Source organism: Chryseobacterium takakiae (genome assembly GCF_900129385.1).
GTDB classification, from domain to species: Bacteria; Bacteroidota; Bacteroidia; order Flavobacteriales; family Weeksellaceae; genus Chryseobacterium; species Chryseobacterium takakiae.
Genome location: NZ_FQVO01000021.1, coordinates 1 through 24,248 on the forward strand (window position 1 = coordinate 1; position 24,248 = coordinate 24,248).

Sequence of the window (24,248 nt, forward strand, 5' to 3'; positions counted from 1 at the left end):
AACATTTTCTTGAACGCATCGATATCCTGAATAATCCCGAAAACCCTGTTGCAGACTTCACCTTCAAATTCAGGAAGTCCTTTTACCCTTACCCAAATTGTAACACCGTCATTACGGACAAGCTGTAATTCTTCATCGAAAGGAATACCTTCTGTAACCGCTCTGTTAAAGAGGAACTTCATTCTTTCCCGGCTGTCTTCTTTATAGAATCCTATGGCATTGTCGAAATCAGGCTGAAAATTATTTTTAATTCTATGAATTTCTTTTGTACTCTGGGACCAGAAAACATTTCCTGTTTTCATGTTGACTTCCCAGCCTCCCACCTGGGCAACGGAGCTTGTCTGCTCCAGCATTTTTTTAGTATAAATAAGGTCTTTCTCAAGCGTCATTCTTTCGGTAACATTAAGAGCAGTACTTACTACATAAGGTTTTCCTTCCTTATCAACCTCCACCATATTATGGTACATCCAAATCAATTCTTCGCCTTCTTTGGTTTTGAGAATCATGGTTCCGAAATCTTCGTTATTTTGCTTGATGCGGTCCAGATATTGTTTTAGTAAAAGCCAGTTTTGTTCCGGGACAAGATCTTTCAGATTAAGACTTGTAACCTCATCTGCAGAGTAATGTAATGTCTCTCTTCCTTTTTCATTTACGGCCAGAATATTTCCTTCCATATCATGCATGCTCATCAAACCGATGGCATTTTCAAAGAAACTCCTGAAACGTCGTTCTGAACTTTCCAGCTGGCGTCTTTCTTCGATCTGCTGGGTAATATTAATTCCGAAACAGAATATTTCGGAGTATTTCTGATTTTGTGTAAGATACCATTCTACAATTACCAAAGTGCCGTCTTCAACTTTCGTAGAAGTGGTAAAAGTCGCTTCTTTCATGCTGCCGGGAAATTTTTCAAGCTCCGGCAAAGTTTTTTTATCCTGTTCTAAAAGCGTTAAAAAATTATGCTCTATTGCTTTATCTTTAGTGACCGAAAAAACTTTTTCAAAAGAAGGGTTAACATCTTTCAGCATAAATTTATTATCCAGCACACAGATAAGATTATTTGAAATATTAAACGTCTGCTGGAAATATTCTGCATTGATGATCTCTCTGTTGCTCACTAAAAGCTTAGTCACAACTTCACCAAGCTTTTTGAGCGCGGAGATTTGATTCTCTGAAATGGTTCTTGGTTGAAAATCGATTACACAGATGGTTCCCAAAGCAAATCCTTCGCTATCAATAAGCGGAATACCTGCATAAAAGCGGATTCCTCCTTCCAGAATGATAGGATTATCGGAGGATCTTTTATCCAACAGGGTATCATTAATAACCACAACTTCCGAGCTTGCTATGGAATACTGGCATAATGTATCCTTGCGGTCTACAGAGTCTATAGCAAGTCCTATACAGCTTTGAATCCTCTGTGTATCTGCTTCCATAATTGATATCAGCGATGCCGGACATCCTGTAATAAGACATGCCGTTTCTGCAAAAACATCCAACTCGGGATCTTTACCCAGATTGATCAGATCAAGAAGCTCCAGTTTTTTTATTCTCCCAGCTTCATTATCGGGAAAAGGGTAATTATTCATATTGTTAACTAATTTCTTTCATAATGTTAAATATAATTAGAAAATTGCTAAAAAAATAGTTTTTTTATAAGTTTTAGTATTATATCACATTTAAGAGATTAGCATTTTCGGGTTTAAAACTAATAAAAATTTACCTGAGTATCAAAAAAGTAAATTACATATAAGGCAATGTGGTATTTTTTCTCTCAAATTTGAATATAAAAAAGCTCCCCAAGTGAGGAGCTATAGAAATGACTGCAAAATGAAGTGATAAATATTTCAAAGATATTCGATACCTAAGAACATTTTTATGATTCTTGTCATAAAATATCTTTTTCACCTTTTACAACATTATGATATTGATCTGTTTTCATGATGTTTATCAAGCTCCAGCTTAAAACAGCCAAGTATAAATTCTGTATAATACAATTGTGCGTTTACCTGTTTTGTCCGGGAATGCAGATCAAGTTTTTCCGAAAGAATCACCTGTCCTTTATAAACGATCGCAAAATAGGCATACAGCTTTTGTTTTGATTCCGGAACCGGTGTGGCATAACCTGTAACCGCAATTGACCAGTCGCTTTTAAAAATCTTTGAAACATTGAGCGCCATAGTTTCGGCAATATTCGGGGATACACAGTCGCAAGCCAGCGCTTCAGATTCATCCACCTTCAAAAGATTGATTTTTTCATCAGGGGTATAAGCCGTAATACCTCCTTTATAAAATTTTGAAGCATCTTTCATCTGCGAAAAAGAAAACTGTAAAAACCCTGAAGTAACACTTTCTGCTACAGCAATGGTTTCATCTACTTCCAAAAGGTAGTTTCCGATATATTTAAACAGGTTTTGCAGTTCCATAATAAAATATATAAGAGATCTTACGGATAGTTCTTCCGAACTGATTCCGATTTTTGAATTTTTTAAAATCATTAATTCTGTCTATTTTGTAATTTTTAGGATCTGAAGTCTCCAGACTTTCTTTTGCAAAGCAATTAATTCATTAAAACCTGAGAATTTCACACAATTCTGTTCTTAGCGCTTTACCAGAAAGGTCTCAACCTTCATATGCAAAAGCGTTGCCAGTAAAAACAAACGTGGTATCTGAAATCCTTCTAAATATTTAATATAAAAAATTGCAGCGAGTAGATTTGCTCTTATAAAAAAGGATTAAATGAATTGGATCTAAGTTAGGAAATATGAGAGATAATTCTTATGATCCTGATCAACATGAAAATGCTTATAATTTATGAAATAAGAAGATATTAATTATCAATCATAAAATAAAACTAAAGTCTGTGTTTTGCAAACTCAAAAAAGATGGTAAAATAAGAATGTTTGTGTGATAAAAAAGTAATCTGAATTTTGTCTCTATCCTGTATAAAAGGCCAGACTGATAATGAATTAAATCATATATTTCTTCCGGATTCGTATAATTCTCGGGAACTTCATGGTTTTTAATTTTTTTAATTCCTCTCCTTTGCATCGTCTCAAATATAACAGATGCGAAAGAGTCCTTTGCAGACTGTTTTGTACTTTGCTGGGATATTCCGGCGGAATGAAGTCTGTATTTGTACAATACCTCATCAATATACGCCACTCTTCCTAATTCTAAAATTTTAAGATATAAATCCTGGTCAACCGCCCGCTTCAGATCAGGATTGATGCCCGGAGTTTTAAAGTAAACGTCTTTTCTGAATGTAAAAAAATGGGCAACCTGAATAGGACAATTAAAAAAATAAAGATCGTTACAAATTGGCTTGGTCCCGCCGTATATGTATTTTGGAGAAAGGTTCTCATCACACATCAGCATTTTAGAATATGCCGCAATGATATTATTATCTTCAAATTTTTCTACTGATTTTTCCAGTGCTTCAGGAAGTAAGGCATCATCCGGATCTAGATACCCGCAAATATCGCCGGCTGCATATTCCATGCATACTCCTTTGGTAAAACCACAGCCTTTATTTTCAGAATTTTTATACAATCTGAATCTTGTATCATTCTGTATAAAAGATTCTATAATCTCTAATGAGTTGTCGGTAGAAGCATCATCTACAATAATGGCCTCCCAGTTCGTATAGGTTTGGTGTATCAATGACAGATAGCAATCTTCAAAGAACTTTCCGTTATTATAGTGTGCAATCAGCACTGAAATTTTTTTCATCATTAAGGTTTATGAATTAAATTTAGTAAAAAAGATTATAAAATCGAATTTTTTTTTGATATTTTATGAATTAATATTAAACAATAGTAACATTATTCCAAAATATCCTTAATGATCAAAATTTTACTTTTTAGGATTTGATAAAAAAACACAATAAAACATATAGTACAATTAAATACTATTTTACTGTTATAAATAAATTTTATTACTAAATTTACTCATAAATAAATGAGTCATGCAAGAACAAACAAAAATTACAAAGGAAAAAATATTCGAATTATATGGTGATTATATTTTAAACTCCGGTGCAAAACCTAAAAACGTATATCTCTTTGCAAAAGAAAATCAATTTGAAGAAATAGAATTCTATCATTATTTTTCAGGATTTGAGCAGATAGAAAGAGAAATACTCAATCACCTTTTCATCAAATCCCTGGAACTCTCCCATCAAGTTAATTCTTCTGAAGAAACTACTACCAAAGAAAAACTGCTGAATGTCTATTATATTTTCTTTGAAAACCTTACCATGAACAGGTCCCTGGTGTTATCAATTTTAGGAACTCATACAATACAAAATATCAAAATCCTCCGGAATCTTCGCGAAACGCACAGGCAGTTCATTAATACTTTAGATTTTAAAGAATGGGAAATATTTGAGAAAGCGAAGCAGGATATCAGGACATTCAATGAAAAATCAAGACAGGAAGCACTTTGGCTGCATCTGGTTTCTGCCCTTAATTTCTGGAAAAAAGACACTTCGCCTGATTTTGAGAAAACTGATATTTTCATCGAAAAAACTATTGATACCGGTTTTGAATTCATTGAAAACGAACCTTTAAGGAAAGTATTGGATCTTGGAAAATTTCTTTGGAAGGAAAAGTTTAAGACGAGCTAAACCAGGCTATTTTAAGTTGAATTTATGGAAGGATATTTTAAAGACAAACAGATTGTCCGACAACTTGAAAAAAGTAAAGGTGGTTATTTTTTTCTGATCATAAATTCAGAAACAGTGGAACAATTGACACGCAAAAAGCAAACAAGGCTTATTTGCAGATTAGATGGTAAAATTTCATTTCAATGTGGTCTGAATCATTATGGAGACGGCAATTTCTTCATCATTATTTCTTCCAAAAACATGAAAGCGATCAACAAAAATGATGGAGACCTGATCTATTTTGAAATCTCCGAAGACCCCAATCCGCTCGGCGCCGAAATTCCTGAAACAGTTCAAATTCTGCTTGAACAGGATGCAGTGCTGAAAGAAAAATTCGATCTTTTAACGGATGGAAAGAAAAGAAGCATTCTCTTCCAGGTAAATAAAATAAAAGACATTGACAAACAGGTTATCAAAACTATTGGTCTGATTAACAATCCTAATATGGGAAGGCCGAAGAAATTGTAGAGACACATTTTTACAACAGCTCACTCAGATCAGGCTGCGAAACGAAAGAAGTAAAGAAGAATAATGCGCTCCGCAGGAGTGGAATCTGTGTAGAAATTAGGAATAATCGTATTGAAGAGAATTCCTACGGAGTTCAATTTTAAATGAAAAAGATTAAATGAAAAGATTGCACTCCTACGGAGTGCTGAAAAAGAAATATAACAGCTACACAGATAAAGCTCCCAAAGGAAGCTATTTCATCAAGTATACGATAAACAAAATTTAAAAATGAAAACACTCAATAAAATTCCTACAGGAAAAATTGAAAGGACGGGCAGCCTGCTCAAGGCAGGAGCAAAAGTTGGGGTCAACTACCTGAAATATTACGGAAATAAGATCACGAAAGATGAAGATGAAGCCCGCAAGATTCTCAATGAAGATAACGCTTCAGATATTTATGATTCATTAAAAGAACTGAAAGGCTCCGCTCTGAAGGTTGCTCAAATGCTGAGCATGGAAAAAAACATACTTCCGGCAGAATATGTGGAAAAATTTTCGCTTTCACAGTTTTCCGTTCCGCCTTTGTCGGGTGCTTTGGTGAAGAAAACATTCAGAAAATATTTCGGAAAAAATCCGGAAGATATTTTTGATGAATTTTCCGCTGAGTCTGTTAATGCTGCGAGTATCGGACAGGTTCACACTGCGAAAAAAGATGGTCAAAAAATGGCGGTTAAAATCCAGTATCCAGGTGTAAGAGAAAGCATTTCCAGCGATCTGAAAATGGTAAAACCGATTGCAATGAAGATGTTCAACATCAAAAAAGAAGGTTCGGAATCATATTTTCAGGAGGTGGAAGACAAATTGTTTGAGGAAACCGATTACAATCTGGAACTGAAACGCAGCCGACATTTTGCAGAAGAATGCAGCCATCTTCCGAATATTAAATTTCCTCATTATTATGAGCAATACTCATGTGAAAAAATCATTACGATGGACTGGATGCCGGGAATTCACTTTTCAGAATTTACCAAAAAACAGAATAATGAGGAAGATTTAAACAAAATAGGACAGACGCTTTGGGATTTTTATATGTATCAGATGCATATCCTGAAAAAAGTTCATGCAGATCCGCATCCCGGAAACTTTCTCATTTCGGAAGATAAAGAATTGCTGGTTATTGACTTTGGCTGCATTAAAGAAATTCCGGAAGACTTTTACATTCCGTATTTTGAATTGGCGAAAGAAGAAAATTTAAAAAATCCTGAAGTTTTCCGTGAGAAATTATTTACATTGGAAATTCTTCGTGAAGAAGATTCGCAACAGGAACAAGAGTTTTTTTCAAAATTATTCTACGAATTGCTGGAGCTTTTTACCAGACCTTTCAATCAGGAGAAATTCAACTTTGCTGATGAGACTTTCTTTCAGGAAATTGCCGAACTCGGACAAAAATATGCCAAGATAAGCAATATAAAAGGAATGAATACCAACCGTGGTTCCAGACATTTTATTTACCTGAACCGAACGTTTTTTGGATTATACAATATGCTGCACGATCTGAAAGCAAAAGATGTGGCCATTAACAATTTTAAAAATTATTGTGATTGATTTTTCATAAACTACAAAAGGCTTCGACAAGCTCAGCCTGACATTGAAAAAACTTACGGTTAGTATTAGAGATGTCACCCTGAGCTTGTCGAAGGGTCTTTAGAATAATGAAAATCTAATTCAAAAATAAAAATTAAAATATGCCTTCAGGATTACCTTTCAAAATCTGTGAAGTCTGCGGACTGCCCTTCAACTGGCGAAAAAAGTGGAAGAAAAACTGGGATGAAGTAAAATATTGCAGCGAAAGATGCCGAAAAAACAAAAAATCAACATTCTCTGGTTCACCAAAGATCTGAGAACGAGAGATTCAGAATCCTTATACAAAGCGATGCGGGAAGATTTGCCTTTTCTCGCCGTTTACGTTTTTGATGCTGACTTTTTTCAACAACCACAATTCGGATTTAAGAAAATCGGAAAATACCGCTTAAAATTTTTATTGGAAAGTGTTGAAGATTTAAAACAAAATTTAACCGAAAAAAATATTCCATTTTTAATAAAGTATGGTAAAACGGAAGCGATTTTCAAAGAAATTTCAGAGAGGTTTGAAGTGGTAAAAATTTTCTGCCAGGAAGAATGGACAAGAGAGGAGAAAGATATCCAAACAAAAATCCTTCAGATGATTCCAGATGCAGTTTGGGAGAAACCGTATTCCCAGTTCCTTGTGCATCCGCTTTTTGTTTTCAAAACATTGGTTAAAATTCCGATGCTTTTCACAACCTTCAGGCAAAAGATTGAAAAAAACCTGTTGATCCGCCCTGAGTTTGAATCTGAAAATCTGATGTATGATAAAGAATATATCATTAGCGAAAGTGATGAAATTTCACTTGAGTCTTTAGGTTTTGAAGATTTTGAACCAGATAAAAGAAGCGCATTTCCTTTTTCCGGAGGTGAAGATACAGGTTTAAAAAGGTTACATTATTATTTCCGGGAAACGAAGAGTCTGAGCAAATATAAAGAAACGAGAAACGGTTTGTCAGGAACAGATTACAGTTCCAAGTTTTCGCCGTGGCTTTCAGACGGAAGCCTTTCGGCTGTGACGATTTATCACGAAATTAAAAAATATGAAAAAAAATTCGGGGCTAATGATTCCACATACTGGTTGATTTTTGAACTGCTCTGGCGGGATTTTTTCAGATACATTTCCTTACAATACAAAGACCTGATTTTCCGGAAAAGTGGAATTAATCAACAAAAATATTGTACTGAAAACAATGAAGATCTGATTCAAAAATGGAAAGACGGAGAAACCGATTCCGATTTTGTGAATGCCAATATGCTGGAATTAAAAAATACCGGCTGGATGAGCAACAGGGGTCGTCAAAATGCAGCTTCCTATTTCTGCAAAATCCTGAAACAGGACTGGAGAATCGGGGCCGCCTATTTTGAAGAAATGCTGATTGATTATGACGTACACAGTAATTACGGAAACTGGATGTATCTTGCCGGAGTCGGGAATGATAATCGTAACCGGACTTTTAATCCTGAAAAACAGGCAGAAATATATGATCCCAACGAAGAATTCAGAAAATTATGGCTAAAAGAGTAAAACATACCGCCCAACTGGTTTTTCCTCATCAGATTTTTAAAGAGCCGGATTATCTTGATAAAGACCAGCCTGTATTTCTGGTGGAAGAATTTCTGTTTTTTAAACAATATCCATTTCATAAACAGAAGATTGCCTTTCATAGAGCCACCATGAAATTTTATGAAAAAGAGCTTAAACAATCTGGTCTTGAGGTGGAATATATTGAGAGTTCTTCAACATTTTCAGATATCAGGAATTTGATTCCTAAATTTGAAAAAGAAGGATATACCACCATAAGAACTACGGACGTCTGTGACTACTGGCTGGAAAAAAGACTTCGAAAAACAAAACTGCAAATTGAAATTTTGGACAGTCCTCTTTTTATCAACACGAAAGAAGACCTTAAAGAATATTTTAACGATAAAAAATCCTATCACCAAACCGATTTTTACAAACAGCAGAGAATCACCCGAAATATCCTGATGAAAGCAGGAAAACCGCTGGGCGGAAAATGGACCTACGATACCGAAAACCGTAAGAAATATCCGAAAAACAAACAGGCCCCAGCAATTCATTTCCCGAAAAACAATAATTTTTACGAAGAAGCGAAACAATATACCGAAAAGTATTTCGCCAAAAATTACGGAACGCTTACAGAAGAACAACTCTACCCTGCCACTTTTAAAGAGGCTGAAAAATGGCTGGAACAATTTCTGGAAATGCGTTTTCATGAATTCGGGGTTTACGAAGACAGCATCGTGGAAAAAGAGCATTTTCTCCATCACAGCATCCTTTCTCCTTTGATGAATGCAGGATTGCTGACTGCTGAACATGTTCTTGAAAAAGCGATTTCATTTGCTAAAGAAAATGATGTTCCGGTAAATTCACTGGAAGGTTTTGTACGGCAGATCTTGGGCTGGCGGGAATTTGTTCGGGGCGTTTATCTTTATCAGGGAACATACCAGAGAAATAGAAATTACTGGAAACACCATAAAAAACTGCCGGAATCTTTTTATACCGGTAAAACGGGAATCCGCCCGATCGACAGTTCAATTCAGAAAATCCTGAAAACCGGCTATGCCCATCATATCGAACGGCTGATGATTTTTGCCAATTTTATGAATCTCTGCCAGTTCAATCCAGATACAGTCTACCAATGGTTTATGGAGATGTTCATTGATTCCTACGATTGGGTGATGGTTCCTAACGTGTATGGAATGAGCAGCTTTTCAGACGGCGGGAAAATGAGCACGAAACCGTATATCAGCGGAAGCAATTATATCAAAAAAATGAGCGATTATCCCGACGGGGAATGGACGGAGCAATGGGATGCGCTGTTCTGGAATTTTATTAATGATCATAAAGATTTCTTTGCTAAAAACCCTCGATTGGGAATGATGCTGAGAACACTTGAGAAAATGCCGGAAGAAAAACGAAAACAGCATTTCAAAACGGCAAGGGAGTTTATTGCGAATTTGAAATGATCTTCCACAAAACCAACAAAAGAATTGATTGAAATAAAGTTTTCAAAAGTATGCAAAAAAGCTCTGTAAATAGTGGCTTTCCTCCGTCAGGCTCAGGATAAACTAGGCTCAGCCTGACAAAGCAAAGTAAAAGTTAATATTAGAGATGTCATCCTGAGCTTTTCGAAGGATGTTACAATAAAACCTATAAATATGAATAAAAACCTCAACCTAAAGGAAATCGACAGAATCATTGAAATGGCTTGGGAAGACCGAACGCCTTTTGAAGCCATACAGTTCCAGTTTGGAGTGAACGAATCGGAAGTGATTGCACTGATGCGTTCGGAACTGAAAGAATCAAGTTTTAAACTTTGGCGGAAAAGGGTTAATTCCGGGATAAGTCAGAAACATCTGAAAAAAAGAAACGAAGAAATCAGCCGCTTTAAATGCAACAGGCAAAGAGTGATCAGCAATAATAAAATTTCAAAAAGATGATCGGTTAAAATTGATTTATTCCTGTTGTTTAAGAGGATAATGAAGAAATATAGAACAACCTATAAAAAAACCAAAGCAAAAAGTTCTGCTTTGGCTTAATTAATCATGGACTTTAAAGGTAATACTAACCCATTACCATTCCATCTATTCATATTTAGAGAAGTCGACAGCAAATATACACCTGTTGACCTGGCTTCCATTTTGAGCTCCGGCATTCGGTTCATATTCCGTAAGGCTCCAGAGGTAACCGTATTGAGATTCGTAGTAGAGTGATTCTGCCCCGTAAGGCCATCTGTAGCGTACCGTATCATCGGCTCCGTCTGTATAACGTGCCAATCTTGCATTTGATCCGTAAGAATTGCTTGGAGAGCCTGTACATGAGAGCCATGTTCTGTTGCCTTTCCGGAATACGCCCTGTATTCCATGCGCATGATTATCTGCAAAAAGACTATTCTTTGGAGCAACCTCCGAAATTCCTGTATTCTGAAGTATTCCGCTTGTATTAATGGGGAAACCAAATACCTTTGGAACAATAGAAGCATCGGCACTACCTGCATAATATTGCCCGGTCCACAACTCAGTTCCTTCATCATTGACCTGTACCGTGGAAAACGGATTGGCATTATTGATCTTCTGATACCCGATCTGAGGTAATATATACCGATAATTAAAGGCGAATAGATTGCCATTGGCATCCTTACCGCACTTATTATTGGTGGTATCGCCGGTGCTCACTTCAATTATTTTATTCAAATCAAACACACGAACCCCTAAATTGGTACTGCTGAGATATATTTTACCTTTAAAATAAGCAATTCCGCCCGCATGCACATTCAGAGGCGCATAAGATCCATATTGTGAATAAGCTGTTGTACTGGCAGGAATATCAGGCTGTACCAACAGGATATGACGGTATGTAAGATACGTGCTTGAACTTGGACTGATGTCTATCAGGGTAATACGGGATCCTTTAAATTCGGCATCATCTTTTGCATACCAGCTTACCAGCAGATAACGCACGCCATCTTTGGTAAATCCTGCAATTCCCTGCGGTCTCCAGATTGATGTTGTTTCATCATCGGTATTCCAACGGATTCCCCTTACCCTGTTTTCTTCCGGAATATTGAATCCGTAAACCTCGGTGTAGGCACTTCCGCCTATAGCCTGCCGGTTTTTGTCGACCTGAGAAGGATTTAAAAAACTAAAACCGGAGCTGATATAAGCACTTGTATCAACATAGGCATTGACAGTAGCATCCGTAACAGCTTTATTAGCATGGGTTTGTGATGAAAGCTCTTCTTCCGCTGAAGCTGAAGTCAATTCATTATTCTGGCATCCGACACCTGTAAGGACGAGTAAAAGCATCCAGCCGAGGAGTTGTTTCTGAAACATAAGCAATTTAAATTTTTAATTGTTATAAATTGTCTGCGAAAGTATCAGATTCCCTTTTAATTCAGGTCTCGTAATCGTTAATTATGTATTAACTTTATGGTTCCAGAACGGTTGTAAACCTTCAATCGTCAAAAAATTTAAAGACTTTTGTAGTAAATGCAGCTGTTTTATATCACGCCAAACCTCGCATTTTGCAAGGCTTTTTATTATTGTTTACGGATTACAAATCTGTGAGATCGGGTGCGAATAATAATTCTTCATGGTTTATCGTTTTGTAGTTTTAATTTTCCGTAAAAGCTTTGAACAGTTTAATCATATTTCTTAATACCGAAATTTCTTCCTGAGATAATTTTCCTTCAATTTTTTTTGTACCTGAAAGCGTATAAGTAATTTCGTTTTTGGAATGAATTATTTTGTTAACCATTTTATACATATTCTGATTGACGGGTCTTTGCGAGACGAATATTTGTCTAAGGTCATCATCGTAATGGAGTTCCGCAGGTAGCATATCATAGGAAAACTTTTCACCATCTACCCAGAAGACTGCTTTTTTGTAAGCAGGGTATTGTTCGTTAGGAAAATTATTGCACAAAATAAATATTGCAACAGAACCATTGACATATATATAAGAGGTCAGAATAAGATCAAAATCATTTTTGGGACGGATAATCAAAGATTTATCGGTTTCTTTACCATTCATCAGGATAAAACCCTCTTTAAGTGATGCGTCAATTTGTGTATATTTACGCACCGTAGCTTTCTGAATGTAATCATTTCTTCCGATTTGGGATTTAATGGTAATGAATGCCGTAAATAAAAGTGAAAACAATAGAACTTTGTTCATACAAATAATTTCCACTAAAGTATGAAAAAAGAGTTAGATTTTAGTTAGAGACTTTCTTTGGGTACACATCCGCGAGATCGGGTTTAGACTTTTACAGAATGAGACTGAATTAAAAGGTAATTCATCGCGTCCCATTCATCCGATGTGGTACGTGCTCCATTCGAATCAATACTTTCGTAGTCACCTGTTCCCCAATTGTATTCTACTCCTCTTCCATCCGGATCGACAAACACGATGGGATTGTTAACCGCATAGTTGTAGGGTGAATGCCTTCTGTACACTTCTGCCAACGGATCCACAACGCCCCATCTGCCGATATCAGGCATATAGAACCTGGCGCCGTAATCATTCATCCCGATCTCCTGCTGGAATTCCTTTCCGTTATATTCGTAATTGTAATTTACTCCGGAGGTATCTGCTGGATTTCCGTGTTTTAATCCAAAAGCGTAATAATCATTTATCAAATGGTTAGAGGCTGCCTCAAAAATGCAGCCCTTTTGTTTTATCCATTAGCACGAAAAACACTTTCGACTTGACGGGAATTAATTATCTATTTTTAATATATTCAATTCATTTATACACTCTATAAATTCTCTTTTCTTATCTTCTTTAAAATAAGGCAGTCCTTCAATACCATTTCTCATATCACTATACTTTATAAGTAAATTATAAGTTCTAATTCCTTTCCCTGCAAAGTAATAGTTTCTAGCATAAATAACTGATTTTGGTGTATATTGATCTATTGCCAAACATTTTTCAAAAGCATTAACTTTATCTTGGATAACCAATTCGTATCTAAAATACTCATCAACATAATTATTCCTAAAGTCTTCTACAGAAAGTTTTTTAGTATAGAAAATAATTCCATTCTTTTCTTTGAACCTGGTATAGGAAATACTGTCTTTGCGCAACTTATAAGGACTGGTAGTAACTTCACAAATATTTTTATCATCTGTAATAATAATTCCATTATAGAAGCCTTCTTCGTCATGAAAACCATCTTCTATATAAATATGAGAATATTTTTTATCTGGATTTATATTGCAGGATTCTTTTCCTAACAATCTATATTTTGAGATCGCGTTTTTCATACCTTGAAGTTGAATAGAATCTAATTCACCTAAAGAACTATAATTATTATTCAATAAATAATCATTTACCTGTCTTATGGACTTCTTTTGTTGAGAAAGACAGGAATAAAATAAAATTATATTTAACAATAAAATAACTTTTTTCATAAAATAATTTTAATTTTTTTATACACCTCTATTCTTAAATTTCTGTAAATGAAATACAGCTGCTGCGCCATAATAATTATATTTATTTTGCAATATATTATTATTTACTTTTAAAATACTAGCAGAACTTGGAATAGGAAAAATTTGAATTCCATATGCATCATAATATATACTACTTCAATCATTGTCTATTAACCTACTCGCTCTACCTGGATACGATTTCCCATCGCCATCTACAGTTATTCTAATTTCCCATCAACTTGATGCTGCGTTGCTCCAGTGTGACACTGTATTGTGTACCATCTTGATCATTGATATATATCCATTCACTATTTATATCAATATATTTAACAGGATTTCCAGCAACATAATTATATAGGATAAAGAGTTATAACTTTCACTAAATTATCCACAACGCCCAATCTTCCGATATCCGGCAAATAAAATCTTGTACCATAATCATACATCCCGATCTCCTACTGGAATTCCTTTCCGTTATACTCGTAATTGTAATTTACCCCGGAAGTATCTGCGGGATTTCCGTATTTTAATCCAAAAGCGTAATAGTCGTTTTTCTCGACAATTGCCGCCTGTGCACCTTCTCTTGTAAAGCTTACCCTGATGTTTAGAAAATGGTAATTGCACTGCCCCCAAAAAGTTAGACACTTTTTAGGGGCAGTGCAAAATTGCGAGGTTTTTTATTATCTGATCACGGACTGAAAGTCTGCGAAATCGGGATTGTCACTAATTCTGATACATGACTAAAAATTATCTACCATTTTTTGAAGACGCCTTTTCAGAGCAATAAACTGAAGATGAGGATGGAATCGGTTTTCCTTTTTCAGTATAAACATAATTCATTGATGATTTTGCACCTCTTTGTCCTAATTCATATGCTTTTAATATTGAATAATTACCATATTTACTTTTATATTTATCAAATAACGGACTATCTTCCTCAGCACTTAAAATGTTCGAAATATCCCAATATGCATTACCATAATTATTTTTTTCCGCCATTACGATAGCATAATATAAAAACTCTTTATACCTGCCATTAATCGCATACTGCTTACAAGCTCTATTATATGCCAAGGTATCACCTTTATATATTGCGTTATTTAGATTTTCTTTCAAAGCTTTATCATTAAAATCAAATTTATCATCTTTATATGGAACATATTCATTTGTTTGTTTCTCATTCAAAACATCTTTAAGTTCTATATTTTCTTTGGATGTATTTTTATTGCAATTGAATAATAAAAATAAAATTGTTAGAATAATTAAATTTTTCATTTGTTTTATTTAAAATTTGTATACTTTTTTAGATATTCTCTATAATAATAACCATGGAGGGCTTGTCCATTTTTATAAAAAACAATAAGTCCATTTCCATCTCCTGCGCCTTGCTGTCTAGTAATATTTTTAATACCTTTTACGTCTAAATCATATTCTACAAACCCTCTAAAACCTATAACTGTAAGATTAGGATGTGCTTTAGATATTTGTTTTGCCATAGATCCATTATTTCCAACATCGGAAGCTGAAAGACAAGCAAATAAAATTAAAGTAGGGTTCTTATATTTATCAATATTTGCCCAGTTCTTATTTTTTGCTAACATGGCTTTATCAAAATCTTTTGCACTAAAAAGTCTTTCATCTTCATTCCATAGCATATTTAAATTTCCATGTCCATATACTCTAAAAATACCATCTCCTTTGGTGTTTTTTAAAAAATCATGCATTTCTTTAAATTTTTTATCAAAGACTGATTTATCATTCTTTCCAAAAAAATTGACAGGCTCTTCATCACTAATATTATCAAACTGCGAAAAGTTTATTCCCTTAAAATATTCAGGTTCAGAGTCAGCAAGATACGCCATGATATCCCTGTAGGCTTGGGTCTCCCCAAAGGTAGCTGCACTTCCCCCACCACCTGAATCTTGATTTACTGCTCCAAGTGCATTGGTACGATAGGCCTTTACAGAATGAGACTGGCTTAAACGATAATTCATAGCATCCCATTCATCCAATGTGGTACGTGCTCCATTCGAATCAACACTTTCGTAGTCACCTGTTCCCCAATTGTATTCTACTCCTCTTCCATCCGGCTTCTTTATTATTACTCACGTATTACAAATCTGCGAGAGCGGATTTAAAATATTTCCTTCATAATCAATATATTTCCTTAAATCTGCATTGAAGTAGCAAAATCCTACATTGGTCCAGTTTCCTCCCAGCTGGTTCATGGTGTCCATCGCACTTCTTCCATCGGGATCTGTAAAACAGACATTTTCGAAATTAATTTTCTTTTATGATATATTCACCACAGACGTTTAGACAATTCCAATAATAGATTGTGGGTGTGCCTGCCTTTCGTATCAGATATCCTGCCATATAATAATCAACATCTCTAACGATAGAAACGTGATTATCGACACGTTCTTGTTCTAAAATAAACTTATATATTTTATTTTCACGAAGCAATTTTTGTTTTTTTATATTAATTTTACAATATCTTTCCTTCGCAAAAACACCGTCCATCTTTTCATTTCTAATATGGTAAATAATTATACTGTCTTTAAAATCAATTTTATAAAGTTCAGCTTTAATAATCTTAGAGTTTTGCGATATGTGGCTCTTTTGTACACTGCAACCTATGAATAATAAAAGTATTAGGATTATATATTGATATTTCATCTGTTAATATTTTATAGTTCCGAAATCTATTATAATTTTATTTGTATTTATATCTCTAAAAAACACAGTTTCACTAATAACCCTTCCTTGAGTATTTCTCTGGACAGATCCTCCTTGTATGTAATTTGATGGTAGGTCTTTATATCTTGGATCTATACGGACAGCTTCTGCGTGGGAATAATCATAAGCCAAATCCCTATCCTTACCAGGGAAATGCAATGCACCTATATAAGCTTCCAAAGCCGCATGTAAAAAGCTAACACCTTTTTCCGAATTTAAAAACTTATCAAATTCTTCAGTTATTTTCGGACTAACAATATTCGTAGCGGTTACTTTTCCATTATATACAAAACTTCCTTTAAATGCATCTCCAAGTGAAAATACATCTGTTTTTAGATTTGCATCATAATATCGAAATCCAAATACTATTTCTAATCTAACTTTAATAGCCGGATTTTTAATCGCTTCCAATAAAGTCTTAGCAGCTTCCGATAATTCAACTCCTTCAATTGCTGAACCACTAACTATTCCATCTATAAATGTTAAATTTAATTGTCCCTTCATTGACTCTTTTAATAAATCAAATGCGGCTTGTGCAAATGCTCCATAAATGCCTATTTCTGTAGGTGAACTTCCCCCACCACCTGAATTTTGATTTACTGCTCCAAGTGCATTGGTACGATAGGCCTTTACAGAATGAGACTGGCTTAAAAGGTAATTCATAGCGTCCCATTCATCCAATGTGGTACGTGCTCCATTCGAATCAATACTTTCGTAGTCACCTGTTCCCCAATTGTATTCTACTCCTCTTCCATCCGAATCGACAAACACGATAGGATTGTTAACCGCATAGTTGTAGGGTGAATGCCTTCTGTACACTTCCGCCAACGGATCCACAACACCCCATCTTCCGATATCAGGCATATAGAACCTCGCTCCGTAATCATTCATGCCGATCTCCTGCTGGAATTCCTTTCCGTTATACTCGTAATTGTAATTTAACCCGGAAGTATCTGCTGGATTTCCGTGTTTTAATCCAAAAGCGTAGTAATCATTTTTCTCAACGATTGCCGCCTGTGCGCCTTCTCTGGTAAAGCTTACCCGTACATTTCCCAAATGGTCAACGTAGTGGTAATATACTTATTTTGGAAAATTAAATTGTTTGAATAAGGTAAGATAATTTAAATAAAAAAAGGCTGTCTTTTAAACAGCCTTTACCTGATTGAATAACTACTTATTTTGATTTCGTAAATTTATAATATAAAAATAAAAACTAAAAATTATGCTTTTTATAGCAATTAATATTATCAGAGGAATATAAAATGAATCTCTGAAAATATTGATCTTCCAAAAATAGAAAATGAGAATAATAAAATTGGCGAATAGATAAGCCAACTTTACATTTCTATCAAATATATTAATCTTTTTAAGAGTGAAATAGATATATACAAAACTTAAAGTTATGGTACTTATAATTGATACAATTTGAAAAAACTGCTCATAAGGACTTAATAAATCATTTCCTTTCCTCAAATTGTTTGAGTTTGTAGTAAATACTATAAATATTAGTTCAGTAAATGCTATAAGTTTCTGTTTACTTAACATATATAGGCTTATTTATTTTGGTTTTAGATTCTAACAGGTATAGTATGGTGTCCTTCAAAATTGTGTTAAGTACCTATTATAAAAAATTGAATCATAAAATAGGCTGAATTTCAACAGTCTGCGTTTATTGCTCACTGATTAAAACCCACAGGTTTATTAAAGTAGTTTATTTAAAAATTTTCTCTGTTAATGTTGATCAATAAAAGATACTACCACTTCTGAACATTACCTAAAACACTACCAAATAGCAAACAATTAAAGAAATGTTTATAAGAAGTAATGTTATTAATAATATTATATTAATTCTTTTAACTGATGTTATAAAAACCATTGAAAGAACTTGATATACATAGATTACCATTTTATTAATTTGTATTTCAAATAACATTTCTAAATTTCGATTAAAAGTAAGAGTGGATTCTTTATGCAAAATTCGTATAAAAAATATAATACATATTGACACTAGTACACAGATTTTTAATTTCATAGAATTTTAATTTAATCAAATATTCCTCCTCCTAAATATTTATGTGAATGTATATCATAAAAACTATACTGTGACCAAATATAATTATTAGGTCCCATCATTATTGTCTTATTTACAGTTACACCTTCCATATTAGCCGGATTTTTTGAATGTATATTCAGATAATTATTTTGAACATCTCTATACATATCAATAAATTGAGATGCTTTTTCCCCCTGAATGCCAATAATCGTCTCCCCAATAAGCACTATTCCTGAGGTAGCGTTTACCGATTTCCAACCTCCTTTTACAAAATCAACAACTCCTTTAAATGTAGTGATTCCTCCTGTCCATTCTGAAATTTTATCAGCATATTCTGCAGCTTCACTGACATCCTTTATCGTTTTTTCAAACTCTAAAAGAGTATTTTCATGATCTAATTGATATTGTTGTATTGTTGTCTGATAACCGGTCCAACGATTAAAATTCGTTTCATTCTTCAAATATTTTCTTTTTGGTATTGGATCGTTAAAATTAATATAGTTTCCTATATTAACCTGCATCCAAGGGCTTAACACACTTCCTACACTAACTCCGCCGCCAGCAGTTCCTGCTTCTGATTGATCAATTGAGTTTACTTTAGGAGCAGGGATATCACCATTGGAGTTATCATTATAATCATAAAGATTCTTTATTGCATTAAAAAGATCTATTGCTTCCTGTCCCATATATTCTACACCTGCATCAAAGTACCTCTTGCAGCCATCCCATCAGGATCAATAAACCGCATCGGGTTATTAACGGCATAATTATATGGAGAATGCCTTCTGTACACTTCTGCCAACGGATCGACTACACCCCATCTTCCGATATCCGGCATATAGAACCTGGCACCGTAATCATTCATCCCGATCTCCTGCTGGAATTCCTTTCCGTTATACTCGTAATTGTAATTTACCCCAGAGGTATCCGAAGTAGTTCCGTATTTTAATCCAAAAGCGTAATAATCATTTTTCTCAACGATTGCCGCCTGTGCGCCTTCTCTGGTAAAGCTTACCCTGATGTTTCCCAAGTGGTCAACATTGGGCAACCTTTTTGATACTAATCAGATTTATGAAATATATTTTCTAGTATATTAGCCAATGATAGATGATTCATTTATATTCTATAGAAAAATTAGCTTGAGTAATATAAAATTATCATGATTGAGCACTTTCCAATGAAAAATCTACATTATATTTGCTATTCGTATTCTTCCACATTTCTATTTTTTCTTTAATTTCTTCTGCTGGAATACTAGTTTCAAAAAAAAGATGCATCCCATCATCGCCTGTACCTTCTTCATATACTAGGCCTTCCATTGATTCAATATAGTCGCATAACTCATATCTAAAACTAAAATCTTCAGAAATGTCAGTACCCCAAAATGGGATCAAAATATGATACTTTTCCATTTTATTTCCAATTTTCTAATTTCCACCCCTCTTCCAAACGTTCTTTCAGATAGGTATCATTCCAAACACTATTTGGAGATAATTTCAATTGCTCATCTGTTAGACTCTTAAGATGTTTTACCTCATTTGTTTTTTTATCAATGATGAGCCACTCTGATGGATGAAGGTAATGTTCCGTCCTAAAATATCGTGGTGCAGCAAAATCATTAGGGAGATCAATATTTTTTACAAAATCTATAAGTCCTTTTTTTAGTGCTACTTTGACAGGAAACTGCACATAAAAAAATCATTTAAGAAAAACCGCTCAATATCATCTGGAATCTTCGTATGTAAATCATACGATACTTTTACTAGTTCAACATCACTCTTATCATTCGCGGGAGACTTAACAAATTGTAAAAAGCCAAAGCCTTTTTTTGTAGATATAGAGTAAATATCTCCTAATCGTGCTTTGATATTATTCTCCATATTGCTTCAACACCTTACCTTTCATTTCATCACTTTTCCAGAGTTCGATACGGTAATAATCGTCTCCGTCGTCATTTACTACACTAGCTAAATTGGATGAATAAATTCTTACTCTATAATTTCCTGGCTCAACTTTTAAAGATAATTCTATGTGAGAGCTGGGACATTCTAATATTTGTAATTCTCCAGATCGAATACTTATACCACCTTCAACAATATGATCATATTTGTGATAATCTATATTAGTATTTGATGTGTCTAATATTTCAATTTCTCCATTAATTAGTCCATAACTTTCAGTGCTTACAGCCATTCCTCCTTTGACTAAAGCTAATCTTGACTTCAATGCTTCATCTGTCCAAAAATCCTTTATCTTCTCCGCTTTACCTCTATCTTCAATGTAAAACTGATGATATTGAGTGTTAAATTTGAAATGTTGCTTTGTCATAATGGTTTTCTTTTGTAGTGAGCAGTTATTACTTGTTTAAACTTGGTGCATCCTTTGGCGACACCAATCCCACATATAAACGAAAATCAAAAAAATTTCTCTTATTAGGTTCTAATAGAGTATAGTAACTACTTGGCTGTTGATCTCTACCAATATATTGAGGAACAAAAAAAGGATTAAAAGTATTTATCTGTTCGAAATACCAATGATCAAAATTAAATTTTCTTTTAGTTACTTCCATCATATAAAAATTCAATAAAAAGCGATTTTCCTTATTCCAAACAGTTTTTTTTACTTTTTCATCTATTTTATCAATATCACCTTCTGTGGGATCATAGCTAACATCAAGTTTAAAATTTTCGTTAAAGCGTTTCAAAAATTCTTTAGACTTTTCAGCAATATTTTCGGAAGTTATTTTTTCAATTTCTTCTTGATAGTCCGTTTCAACATCTCCTACTGAGATACTTTCCTTAGATTGCAAAATATCCATTGCGTCTTTCTCATTATTAAAAACTAAAAAGAAATTTTTACTATCGTCTGTGACGATTTTATATTCGCTTTTTGTCTTATGCTTTAAACACAGTTTATGAGTTGACTGATCTTGAGCGTAAAAATCATATTCAAGCATTGCATTACGAATAGATTCAAAGTTATTTGAATCATAATTTGTTTTAACGATTTTATAGTTATTCTGTGCCATTGTGTTAATAAATAGTATTTGAAATAAAAATAGAATATTTTTCATGACTCTTTTAATTTGGTGATTTGTAAGCAGGTACTGCGGTACCTCCTAATTTAATTGCTGTGTTAAATAAATTTATTGTAGATATTGTCATGAACTTCACCATCATTAAGCCATTTTCCATTTTATAAAAACTAGTAAATTGAGTTAACTCAATATTAAGTCCATTTGCATATCTTGATAAAGGTCCCGTTAATGATACATCCGCTGGTGAAGCAATAATCATTGTGCCTACTGGTACCCCTTTTGACAAATTGTTTATTGATAGAGCATTTATCTCTCCCTTAATTTGAGCTGTTGCAATTCCAATACTTCTAAAAGTATTTTTTACTTTATAAAATACACCGTCATTTACATATCTTCCTTCATAAATTAAAGGAGATCTGGCATCTGGAATAACTCCAAAATAATTTTTTCCAATAGTATTGTCCTTGACGTCCATCCCAATATTTTTTTTCGAACATATACCCAAGATAATTTTCGTCACTACCGCTCAAAGCTCCTCTTCCTCTGCCCAAAATATATTGAGAATAAATTTCTTTAGTTAGTGGCATATAACCAGCAAATAAATTCGCCTGCATCCACTGGCTAAGTGAGTTTCCGTCGTCGCCACCTAAATTTTGATTCATTGCTCCAAGTGCATTGGTACGATAGGCCTTCACAGAATATGATTAACTTAAAAGGTAATTCATAGCGTCCCATTCATCCAATGTGGTACGCGTACCATTCGAATCAATACTTTCGTAGTCACCTGTTCCCCAATTGTATTCTACACCTCTTCCATCCGGATCGACAAACACGATAGGATTGTTAACCGCATACTTGTAGGGTGAGTGCCTTCTGTAGACTTCCTTTAAAGGGTAAGGCTATCTCCAGTATAAGGAACATAAAACCCATGCAAAAAATAAAAAGGTTTATTATTATTGCCGACTACAAAAATATATACCGGAATATAAAGAATTAATTATTGCTCTCTCACAAAATCTATTTCTGCACTAATACTATCTTGTAAAAACTTATATCCCTTTTTTTCAAGATCAGTGATATATTGTCTACAGCTTGAAGGCATAGTATTTTCTCTATCATGTTTTGACTCTACTTTCCAAACATAATGTCCAATTTTAGAAAAGTCATATCTCTGTTTTTCAGAATAATTTAAATTAATTATTTTTTCAATTTTTTCTTTGGGTCGGATTATTATTATGTCATATTCGCAATCTGGATTTTCACGGGAATAATAGCCCTTTTGTAAACCAATTGAATTAAGCCTTTTATTTTCAAATAACCAATAAGAGTATCCTGCAAAACCATAAGGATCTATAATATAAGTATTGCTGCTTTTATTTTGTATGGTAAATTTCACAGGTATTTGTGTATTGAAATCTACGGGCATTTTTAACAATATGTCTACTTCTTTATTGTTATTAATTTTTGTCTGTGATGAACAGAAAATACAATTGATGCTTATAATTATTAATATTATTAGTCTTTTCATTTTATCAACATTTTAAGATTTAAAATATATTTATTAATTTCATATACATAATCATTTATCCCAGAACTTATTACTCGCGTCCAATCACCAGCAGCTTTGTAGGCGGAAATCTCGTTCATATTTTCAATTAATGGATGATTGCCTTGAAGTAATCCATTTTTCCAATTAATAAAATGATCCACCTCATGTATCACTGTATCACCAAGTCCATAATTTGTTCTCACTCCATCAAGAAGTCCAGGTGCAAGTATAATTTTTCCAGTATTCGGATTTGTTATACCTTTAAAAGGTTTCCCAAGTGGGTTAGCTGGATCTATAAATAAACCACCTGAATTAATATTAAATTTAACATATTCTTTGGACCATTCTTCCATAGTATCTTTAGTTGCAATAGCAATCCACGCGTCTTCTGGTACGAATAATGATTTTATTATGCCTAAACTCATCATGTTTGCAGTGCATTTGGATTTAAACCCGCTAGACCTAGTACCAAGCTAAGCAAATCAAATGTAGGTCCTGGGCCCATACTCGCCTGCATTCAAGGGCTTAACACACTTCCTACACTAACTCCTCCGCCAGCAGTTCCTGCTTCTGATTGATCAATTGAGTTTACTTTAGGGGCAGGAATATCACCATTAGAGTTATCATTAAAACCATAGAGATTCTTTATAGCGTTAAAAAGATCTATGGCTTCTCGTCTGTATCTTCAGATCCGAAATATCGTATGGCTGTAGATAGCTTATTCCGAAGGCTTAGTAATAATAAATGTTTGTTTATCTAATATATTTTTTGCTAAAACTTACTAAAAACCATTTATTCGAACCTGCTTTTTTTTTCATAAAAAATAGTATTCCTTTCTGCCTATCAGAAGTTGTTAATGCGACATAACTTAAATCTTTATTTAAATCAAACTCGTGAACTCTGTAAAATTCAGTATTTGCTGGTAAGTCATTTTGAACTTTAATTGATATTGAATCTGACTGATATACTTTATTAGATTTTATCAAAGTTTTGTCTTCATCATAGATAATGATGTTATTGCTATTGTACTCATTCAGAGCATAGGCTATTTGTTTATTAGAAAAAAATTGATCTAAAAATAAATTTTGTCTAGTAACATATTTATTTATACACGAATTAAATAGTAAAATTATAATTAGTAAAGCACTGAATTTACTCATTTTATGTTTCATAGTAA

30 protein-coding genes are annotated in these 24,248 nt (G+C 33.9%); 7 read left to right on the forward strand and 23 right to left on the reverse strand.

Annotated features, from left to right (window positions below):
• The 3 genes from BUA76_RS18235 to BUA76_RS18245 form a co-directional block, all read right to left on the reverse strand.
• A partial coding sequence (locus BUA76_RS18235) for a PAS domain S-box protein (protein ID WP_143149943.1) occupies positions 1 to 1,586 on the reverse strand: 1,586 nt, incomplete at its 3' end.
• A 330-nt stretch (positions 1,587 to 1,916) separates the two neighbouring features.
• Positions 1,917 to 2,495, reverse strand: coding sequence for a CinA family protein (locus BUA76_RS18240; protein ID WP_083573262.1), 579 nt, complete (start codon positions 2,493 to 2,495; stop codon positions 1,917 to 1,919).
• Between the two features lie 343 nt (positions 2,496 to 2,838).
• Positions 2,839 to 3,729, reverse strand: coding sequence for a glycosyltransferase family 2 protein (locus BUA76_RS18245; protein WP_228408510.1), 891 nt, complete (start codon positions 3,727 to 3,729; stop codon positions 2,839 to 2,841).
• A 235-nt stretch (positions 3,730 to 3,964) separates the two neighbouring features.
• On the opposite strand from BUA76_RS18245, the gene BUA76_RS18250 reads away from it, so the two are divergent.
• The 7 genes from BUA76_RS18250 (at position 3,965) to BUA76_RS18280 (ending at position 10,198) form a co-directional block, all read left to right on the forward strand.
• On the forward strand, positions 3,965 to 4,624 hold the full coding sequence (locus BUA76_RS18250) for a TetR family transcriptional regulator C-terminal domain-containing protein (protein ID WP_072886235.1): 660 nt from the start codon (positions 3,965 to 3,967) through the stop codon (positions 4,622 to 4,624).
• A gap of 24 nt (positions 4,625 to 4,648) precedes the next feature.
• Positions 4,649 to 5,131 (forward strand): DUF1905 domain-containing protein, encoded by a 483-nt coding sequence (locus BUA76_RS18255; RefSeq protein ID WP_072886236.1) that lies wholly within the window; start codon positions 4,649 to 4,651, stop codon positions 5,129 to 5,131.
• 267 nt (positions 5,132 to 5,398) lie between these two features.
• Positions 5,399 to 6,715 carry an ABC1 kinase family protein gene (locus tag BUA76_RS18260; RefSeq protein WP_072886237.1) on the forward strand — a complete coding sequence of 439 codons (1,317 nt, stop codon included), beginning with the start codon at positions 5,399 to 5,401 and terminating at the stop codon, positions 6,713 to 6,715.
• A gap of 140 nt (positions 6,716 to 6,855) precedes the next feature.
• The gene (locus tag BUA76_RS18265; RefSeq protein ID WP_072886238.1) at positions 6,856 to 7,011 is read left to right on the forward strand and encodes a DUF2256 domain-containing protein; all 156 of its coding nucleotides are present in this window, start codon (positions 6,856 to 6,858) and stop codon (positions 7,009 to 7,011) included.
• Positions 6,963 to 8,261 (forward strand): DASH family cryptochrome, encoded by a 1,299-nt coding sequence (locus BUA76_RS18270; RefSeq protein ID WP_072886266.1) that lies wholly within the window; start codon positions 6,963 to 6,965, stop codon positions 8,259 to 8,261. Before BUA76_RS18265 ends, BUA76_RS18270 begins: the two co-directional genes overlap by 49 nt.
• Entirely contained in the window at positions 8,246 to 9,724 is a 1,479-nt protein-coding gene (locus BUA76_RS18275) for a cryptochrome/photolyase family protein (RefSeq protein ID WP_072886239.1), read from the forward strand. Before BUA76_RS18270 ends, BUA76_RS18275 begins: the two co-directional genes overlap by 16 nt.
• 192 nt (positions 9,725 to 9,916) lie before the next feature.
• The gene (locus tag BUA76_RS18280) at positions 9,917 to 10,198 is read left to right on the forward strand and encodes a TIGR03643 family protein (RefSeq protein ID WP_072886240.1); all 282 of its coding nucleotides are present in this window, start codon (positions 9,917 to 9,919) and stop codon (positions 10,196 to 10,198) included.
• Between the two features lie 144 nt (positions 10,199 to 10,342).
• Here BUA76_RS18280 and BUA76_RS18285 read toward each other — a convergent pair whose 3' ends face one another.
• The 20 genes from BUA76_RS18285 to BUA76_RS18380 all read right to left on the reverse strand — a co-directional run bounded on the left by BUA76_RS18285 (position 10,343) and on the right by BUA76_RS18380 (position 24,243).
• Entirely contained in the window at positions 10,343 to 11,590 is a 1,248-nt protein-coding gene (locus BUA76_RS18285) for a hypothetical protein (RefSeq protein ID WP_072886241.1), read from the reverse strand.
• Positions 11,591 to 11,870: 280 nt separating this feature from the next.
• Positions 11,871 to 12,434: a hypothetical protein gene (locus tag BUA76_RS18290; protein ID WP_072886242.1), complete on the reverse strand. Its 564-nt coding sequence runs from the start codon at positions 12,432 to 12,434 to the stop codon at positions 11,871 to 11,873.
• A gap of 83 nt (positions 12,435 to 12,517) precedes the next feature.
• Entirely contained in the window at positions 12,518 to 12,898 is a 381-nt protein-coding gene (locus BUA76_RS18295; protein WP_072886243.1) for an RHS repeat-associated core domain-containing protein, read from the reverse strand.
• A gap of 78 nt (positions 12,899 to 12,976) precedes the next feature.
• Entirely contained in the window at positions 12,977 to 13,672 is a 696-nt protein-coding gene (locus BUA76_RS18300; protein WP_072886244.1) for a hypothetical protein, read from the reverse strand.
• Positions 13,673 to 14,440: 768 nt separating this feature from the next.
• Positions 14,441 to 14,968, reverse strand: coding sequence for a hypothetical protein (locus tag BUA76_RS18305; protein WP_072886245.1), 528 nt, complete (start codon positions 14,966 to 14,968; stop codon positions 14,441 to 14,443).
• A 5-nt stretch (positions 14,969 to 14,973) separates the two neighbouring features.
• Entirely contained in the window at positions 14,974 to 15,687 is a 714-nt protein-coding gene (locus BUA76_RS18310) for a hypothetical protein (RefSeq protein ID WP_143149944.1), read from the reverse strand.
• Positions 15,688 to 15,798: 111 nt separating this feature from the next.
• Complete coding sequence (locus tag BUA76_RS19470; RefSeq protein WP_262484285.1) at positions 15,799 to 15,930, reverse strand: hypothetical protein; 132 nt, start codon at positions 15,928 to 15,930, stop codon at positions 15,799 to 15,801.
• Between the two features lie 43 nt (positions 15,931 to 15,973).
• Positions 15,974 to 16,372, reverse strand: a complete 399-nt coding sequence (locus tag BUA76_RS18315; RefSeq protein WP_072886247.1) for a hypothetical protein — start codon at positions 16,370 to 16,372, stop codon at positions 15,974 to 15,976.
• Between the two features lie 3 nt (positions 16,373 to 16,375).
• Positions 16,376 to 17,488: an RHS repeat-associated core domain-containing protein gene (locus tag BUA76_RS19525; protein WP_072886248.1), complete on the reverse strand. Its 1,113-nt coding sequence runs from the start codon at positions 17,486 to 17,488 to the stop codon at positions 16,376 to 16,378.
• Between the two features lie 987 nt (positions 17,489 to 18,475).
• Complete coding sequence (locus tag BUA76_RS18330) at positions 18,476 to 19,171, reverse strand: hypothetical protein (RefSeq protein ID WP_072886250.1); 696 nt, start codon at positions 19,169 to 19,171, stop codon at positions 18,476 to 18,478.
• 5 nt (positions 19,172 to 19,176) lie between these two features.
• Positions 19,177 to 19,533: an RHS repeat-associated core domain-containing protein gene (locus BUA76_RS18335; protein ID WP_083573264.1), complete on the reverse strand. Its 357-nt coding sequence runs from the start codon at positions 19,531 to 19,533 to the stop codon at positions 19,177 to 19,179.
• Between the two features lie 109 nt (positions 19,534 to 19,642).
• Positions 19,643 to 19,897 carry a hypothetical protein gene (locus BUA76_RS18340; protein WP_072886252.1) on the reverse strand — a complete coding sequence of 85 codons (255 nt, stop codon included), beginning with the start codon at positions 19,895 to 19,897 and terminating at the stop codon, positions 19,643 to 19,645.
• A 1-nt stretch (position 19,898) separates the two neighbouring features.
• Positions 19,899 to 20,174: a hypothetical protein gene (locus tag BUA76_RS18345; RefSeq protein WP_072886253.1), complete on the reverse strand. Its 276-nt coding sequence runs from the start codon at positions 20,172 to 20,174 to the stop codon at positions 19,899 to 19,901.
• A gap of 180 nt (positions 20,175 to 20,354) precedes the next feature.
• Positions 20,355 to 20,813 (reverse strand): hypothetical protein, encoded by a 459-nt coding sequence (locus tag BUA76_RS18355; protein WP_072886255.1) that lies wholly within the window; start codon positions 20,811 to 20,813, stop codon positions 20,355 to 20,357.
• 28 nt (positions 20,814 to 20,841) lie between these two features.
• Positions 20,842 to 21,558, reverse strand: a complete 717-nt coding sequence (locus tag BUA76_RS18360; protein WP_143149945.1) for a hypothetical protein — start codon at positions 21,556 to 21,558, stop codon at positions 20,842 to 20,844.
• Positions 21,559 to 21,565: 7 nt separating this feature from the next.
• The gene (locus BUA76_RS18365) at positions 21,566 to 21,997 is read right to left on the reverse strand and encodes a hypothetical protein (protein WP_143149946.1); all 432 of its coding nucleotides are present in this window, start codon (positions 21,995 to 21,997) and stop codon (positions 21,566 to 21,568) included.
• Positions 21,998 to 22,226: 229 nt separating this feature from the next.
• Positions 22,227 to 22,355, reverse strand: a complete 129-nt coding sequence (locus BUA76_RS19475) for a hypothetical protein (RefSeq protein WP_262484286.1) — start codon at positions 22,353 to 22,355, stop codon at positions 22,227 to 22,229.
• 164 nt (positions 22,356 to 22,519) lie between these two features.
• Positions 22,520 to 23,050 (reverse strand): hypothetical protein, encoded by a 531-nt coding sequence (locus BUA76_RS18370; RefSeq protein WP_072886258.1) that lies wholly within the window; start codon positions 23,048 to 23,050, stop codon positions 22,520 to 22,522.
• Positions 23,047 to 23,499, reverse strand: coding sequence for a hypothetical protein (locus tag BUA76_RS18375; RefSeq protein WP_072886259.1), 453 nt, complete (start codon positions 23,497 to 23,499; stop codon positions 23,047 to 23,049). Before BUA76_RS18375 ends, BUA76_RS18370 begins: the two co-directional genes overlap by 4 nt.
• Before the next feature lie 324 nt (positions 23,500 to 23,823).
• Entirely contained in the window at positions 23,824 to 24,243 is a 420-nt protein-coding gene (locus BUA76_RS18380) for a hypothetical protein (RefSeq protein ID WP_072886260.1), read from the reverse strand.
• Positions 24,244 to 24,248 lie beyond the last annotated feature (5 nt).

Coding starts and splice junctions, on each gene's coding strand:
- BUA76_RS18290 (WP_072886242.1), bottom strand. CDS start 12,434: ATGAACAAAGTTCTATTGTTTTCACTTTTATTTACGGCATTCATTACC.
- BUA76_RS18355 (WP_072886255.1), bottom strand. CDS start 20,813: ATGACAAAGCAACATTTCAAATTTAACACTCAATATCATCAGTTTTAC.
- BUA76_RS18275 (WP_072886239.1), top strand. CDS start 8,246: ATGGCTAAAAGAGTAAAACATACCGCCCAACTGGTTTTTCCTCATCAG.
- BUA76_RS18370 (WP_072886258.1), bottom strand. CDS start 23,050: ATGAAAAGACTAATAATATTAATAATTATAAGCATCAATTGTATTTTC.
- BUA76_RS18315 (WP_072886247.1), bottom strand. CDS start 16,372: ATGAAATATCAATATATAATCCTAATACTTTTATTATTCATAGGTTGC.
- BUA76_RS18360 (WP_143149945.1), bottom strand. CDS start 21,558: ATGAAAAATATTCTATTTTTATTTCAAATACTATTTATTAACACAATG.
- BUA76_RS18240 (WP_083573262.1), bottom strand. CDS start 2,495: ATGATTTTAAAAAATTCAAAAATCGGAATCAGTTCGGAAGAACTATCC.
- BUA76_RS18300 (WP_072886244.1), bottom strand. CDS start 13,672: ATGAAAAAAGTTATTTTATTGTTAAATATAATTTTATTTTATTCCTGT.
- BUA76_RS18270 (WP_072886266.1), top strand. CDS start 6,963: ATGCCGAAAAAACAAAAAATCAACATTCTCTGGTTCACCAAAGATCTG.
- BUA76_RS19470 (WP_262484285.1), bottom strand. CDS start 15,930: ATGGACACCATGAACCAGCTGGGAGGAAACTGGACCAATGTAGGATTT.
- BUA76_RS18330 (WP_072886250.1), bottom strand. CDS start 19,171: ATGGGACAGGAAGCAATAGATCTTTTTAATGCAATAAAGAATCTTTAT.
- BUA76_RS18305 (WP_072886245.1), bottom strand. CDS start 14,968: ATGAAAAATTTAATTATTCTAACAATTTTATTTTTATTATTCAATTGC.
- BUA76_RS18255 (WP_072886236.1), top strand. CDS start 4,649: ATGGAAGGATATTTTAAAGACAAACAGATTGTCCGACAACTTGAAAAA.
- BUA76_RS18380 (WP_072886260.1), bottom strand. CDS start 24,243: ATGAAACATAAAATGAGTAAATTCAGTGCTTTACTAATTATAATTTTA.
- BUA76_RS18340 (WP_072886252.1), bottom strand. CDS start 19,897: ATGGAAAAGTATCATATTTTGATCCCATTTTGGGGTACTGACATTTCT.
- BUA76_RS18375 (WP_072886259.1), bottom strand. CDS start 23,499: ATGATGAGTTTAGGCATAATAAAATCATTATTCGTACCAGAAGACGCG.
- BUA76_RS18285 (WP_072886241.1), bottom strand. CDS start 11,590: ATGTTTCAGAAACAACTCCTCGGCTGGATGCTTTTACTCGTCCTTACA.
- BUA76_RS18260 (WP_072886237.1), top strand. CDS start 5,399: ATGAAAACACTCAATAAAATTCCTACAGGAAAAATTGAAAGGACGGGC.
- BUA76_RS18310 (WP_143149944.1), bottom strand. CDS start 15,687: ATGAATTATCGTTTAAGCCAGTCTCATTCTGTAAAGGCCTATCGTACC.
- BUA76_RS18365 (WP_143149946.1), bottom strand. CDS start 21,997: ATGGACGTCAAGGACAATACTATTGGAAAAAATTATTTTGGAGTTATT.
- BUA76_RS18280 (WP_072886240.1), top strand. CDS start 9,917: ATGAATAAAAACCTCAACCTAAAGGAAATCGACAGAATCATTGAAATG.
- BUA76_RS18265 (WP_072886238.1), top strand. CDS start 6,856: ATGCCTTCAGGATTACCTTTCAAAATCTGTGAAGTCTGCGGACTGCCC.
- BUA76_RS18245 (WP_228408510.1), bottom strand. CDS start 3,729: ATGAAAAAAATTTCAGTGCTGATTGCACACTATAATAACGGAAAGTTC.
- BUA76_RS18250 (WP_072886235.1), top strand. CDS start 3,965: ATGCAAGAACAAACAAAAATTACAAAGGAAAAAATATTCGAATTATAT.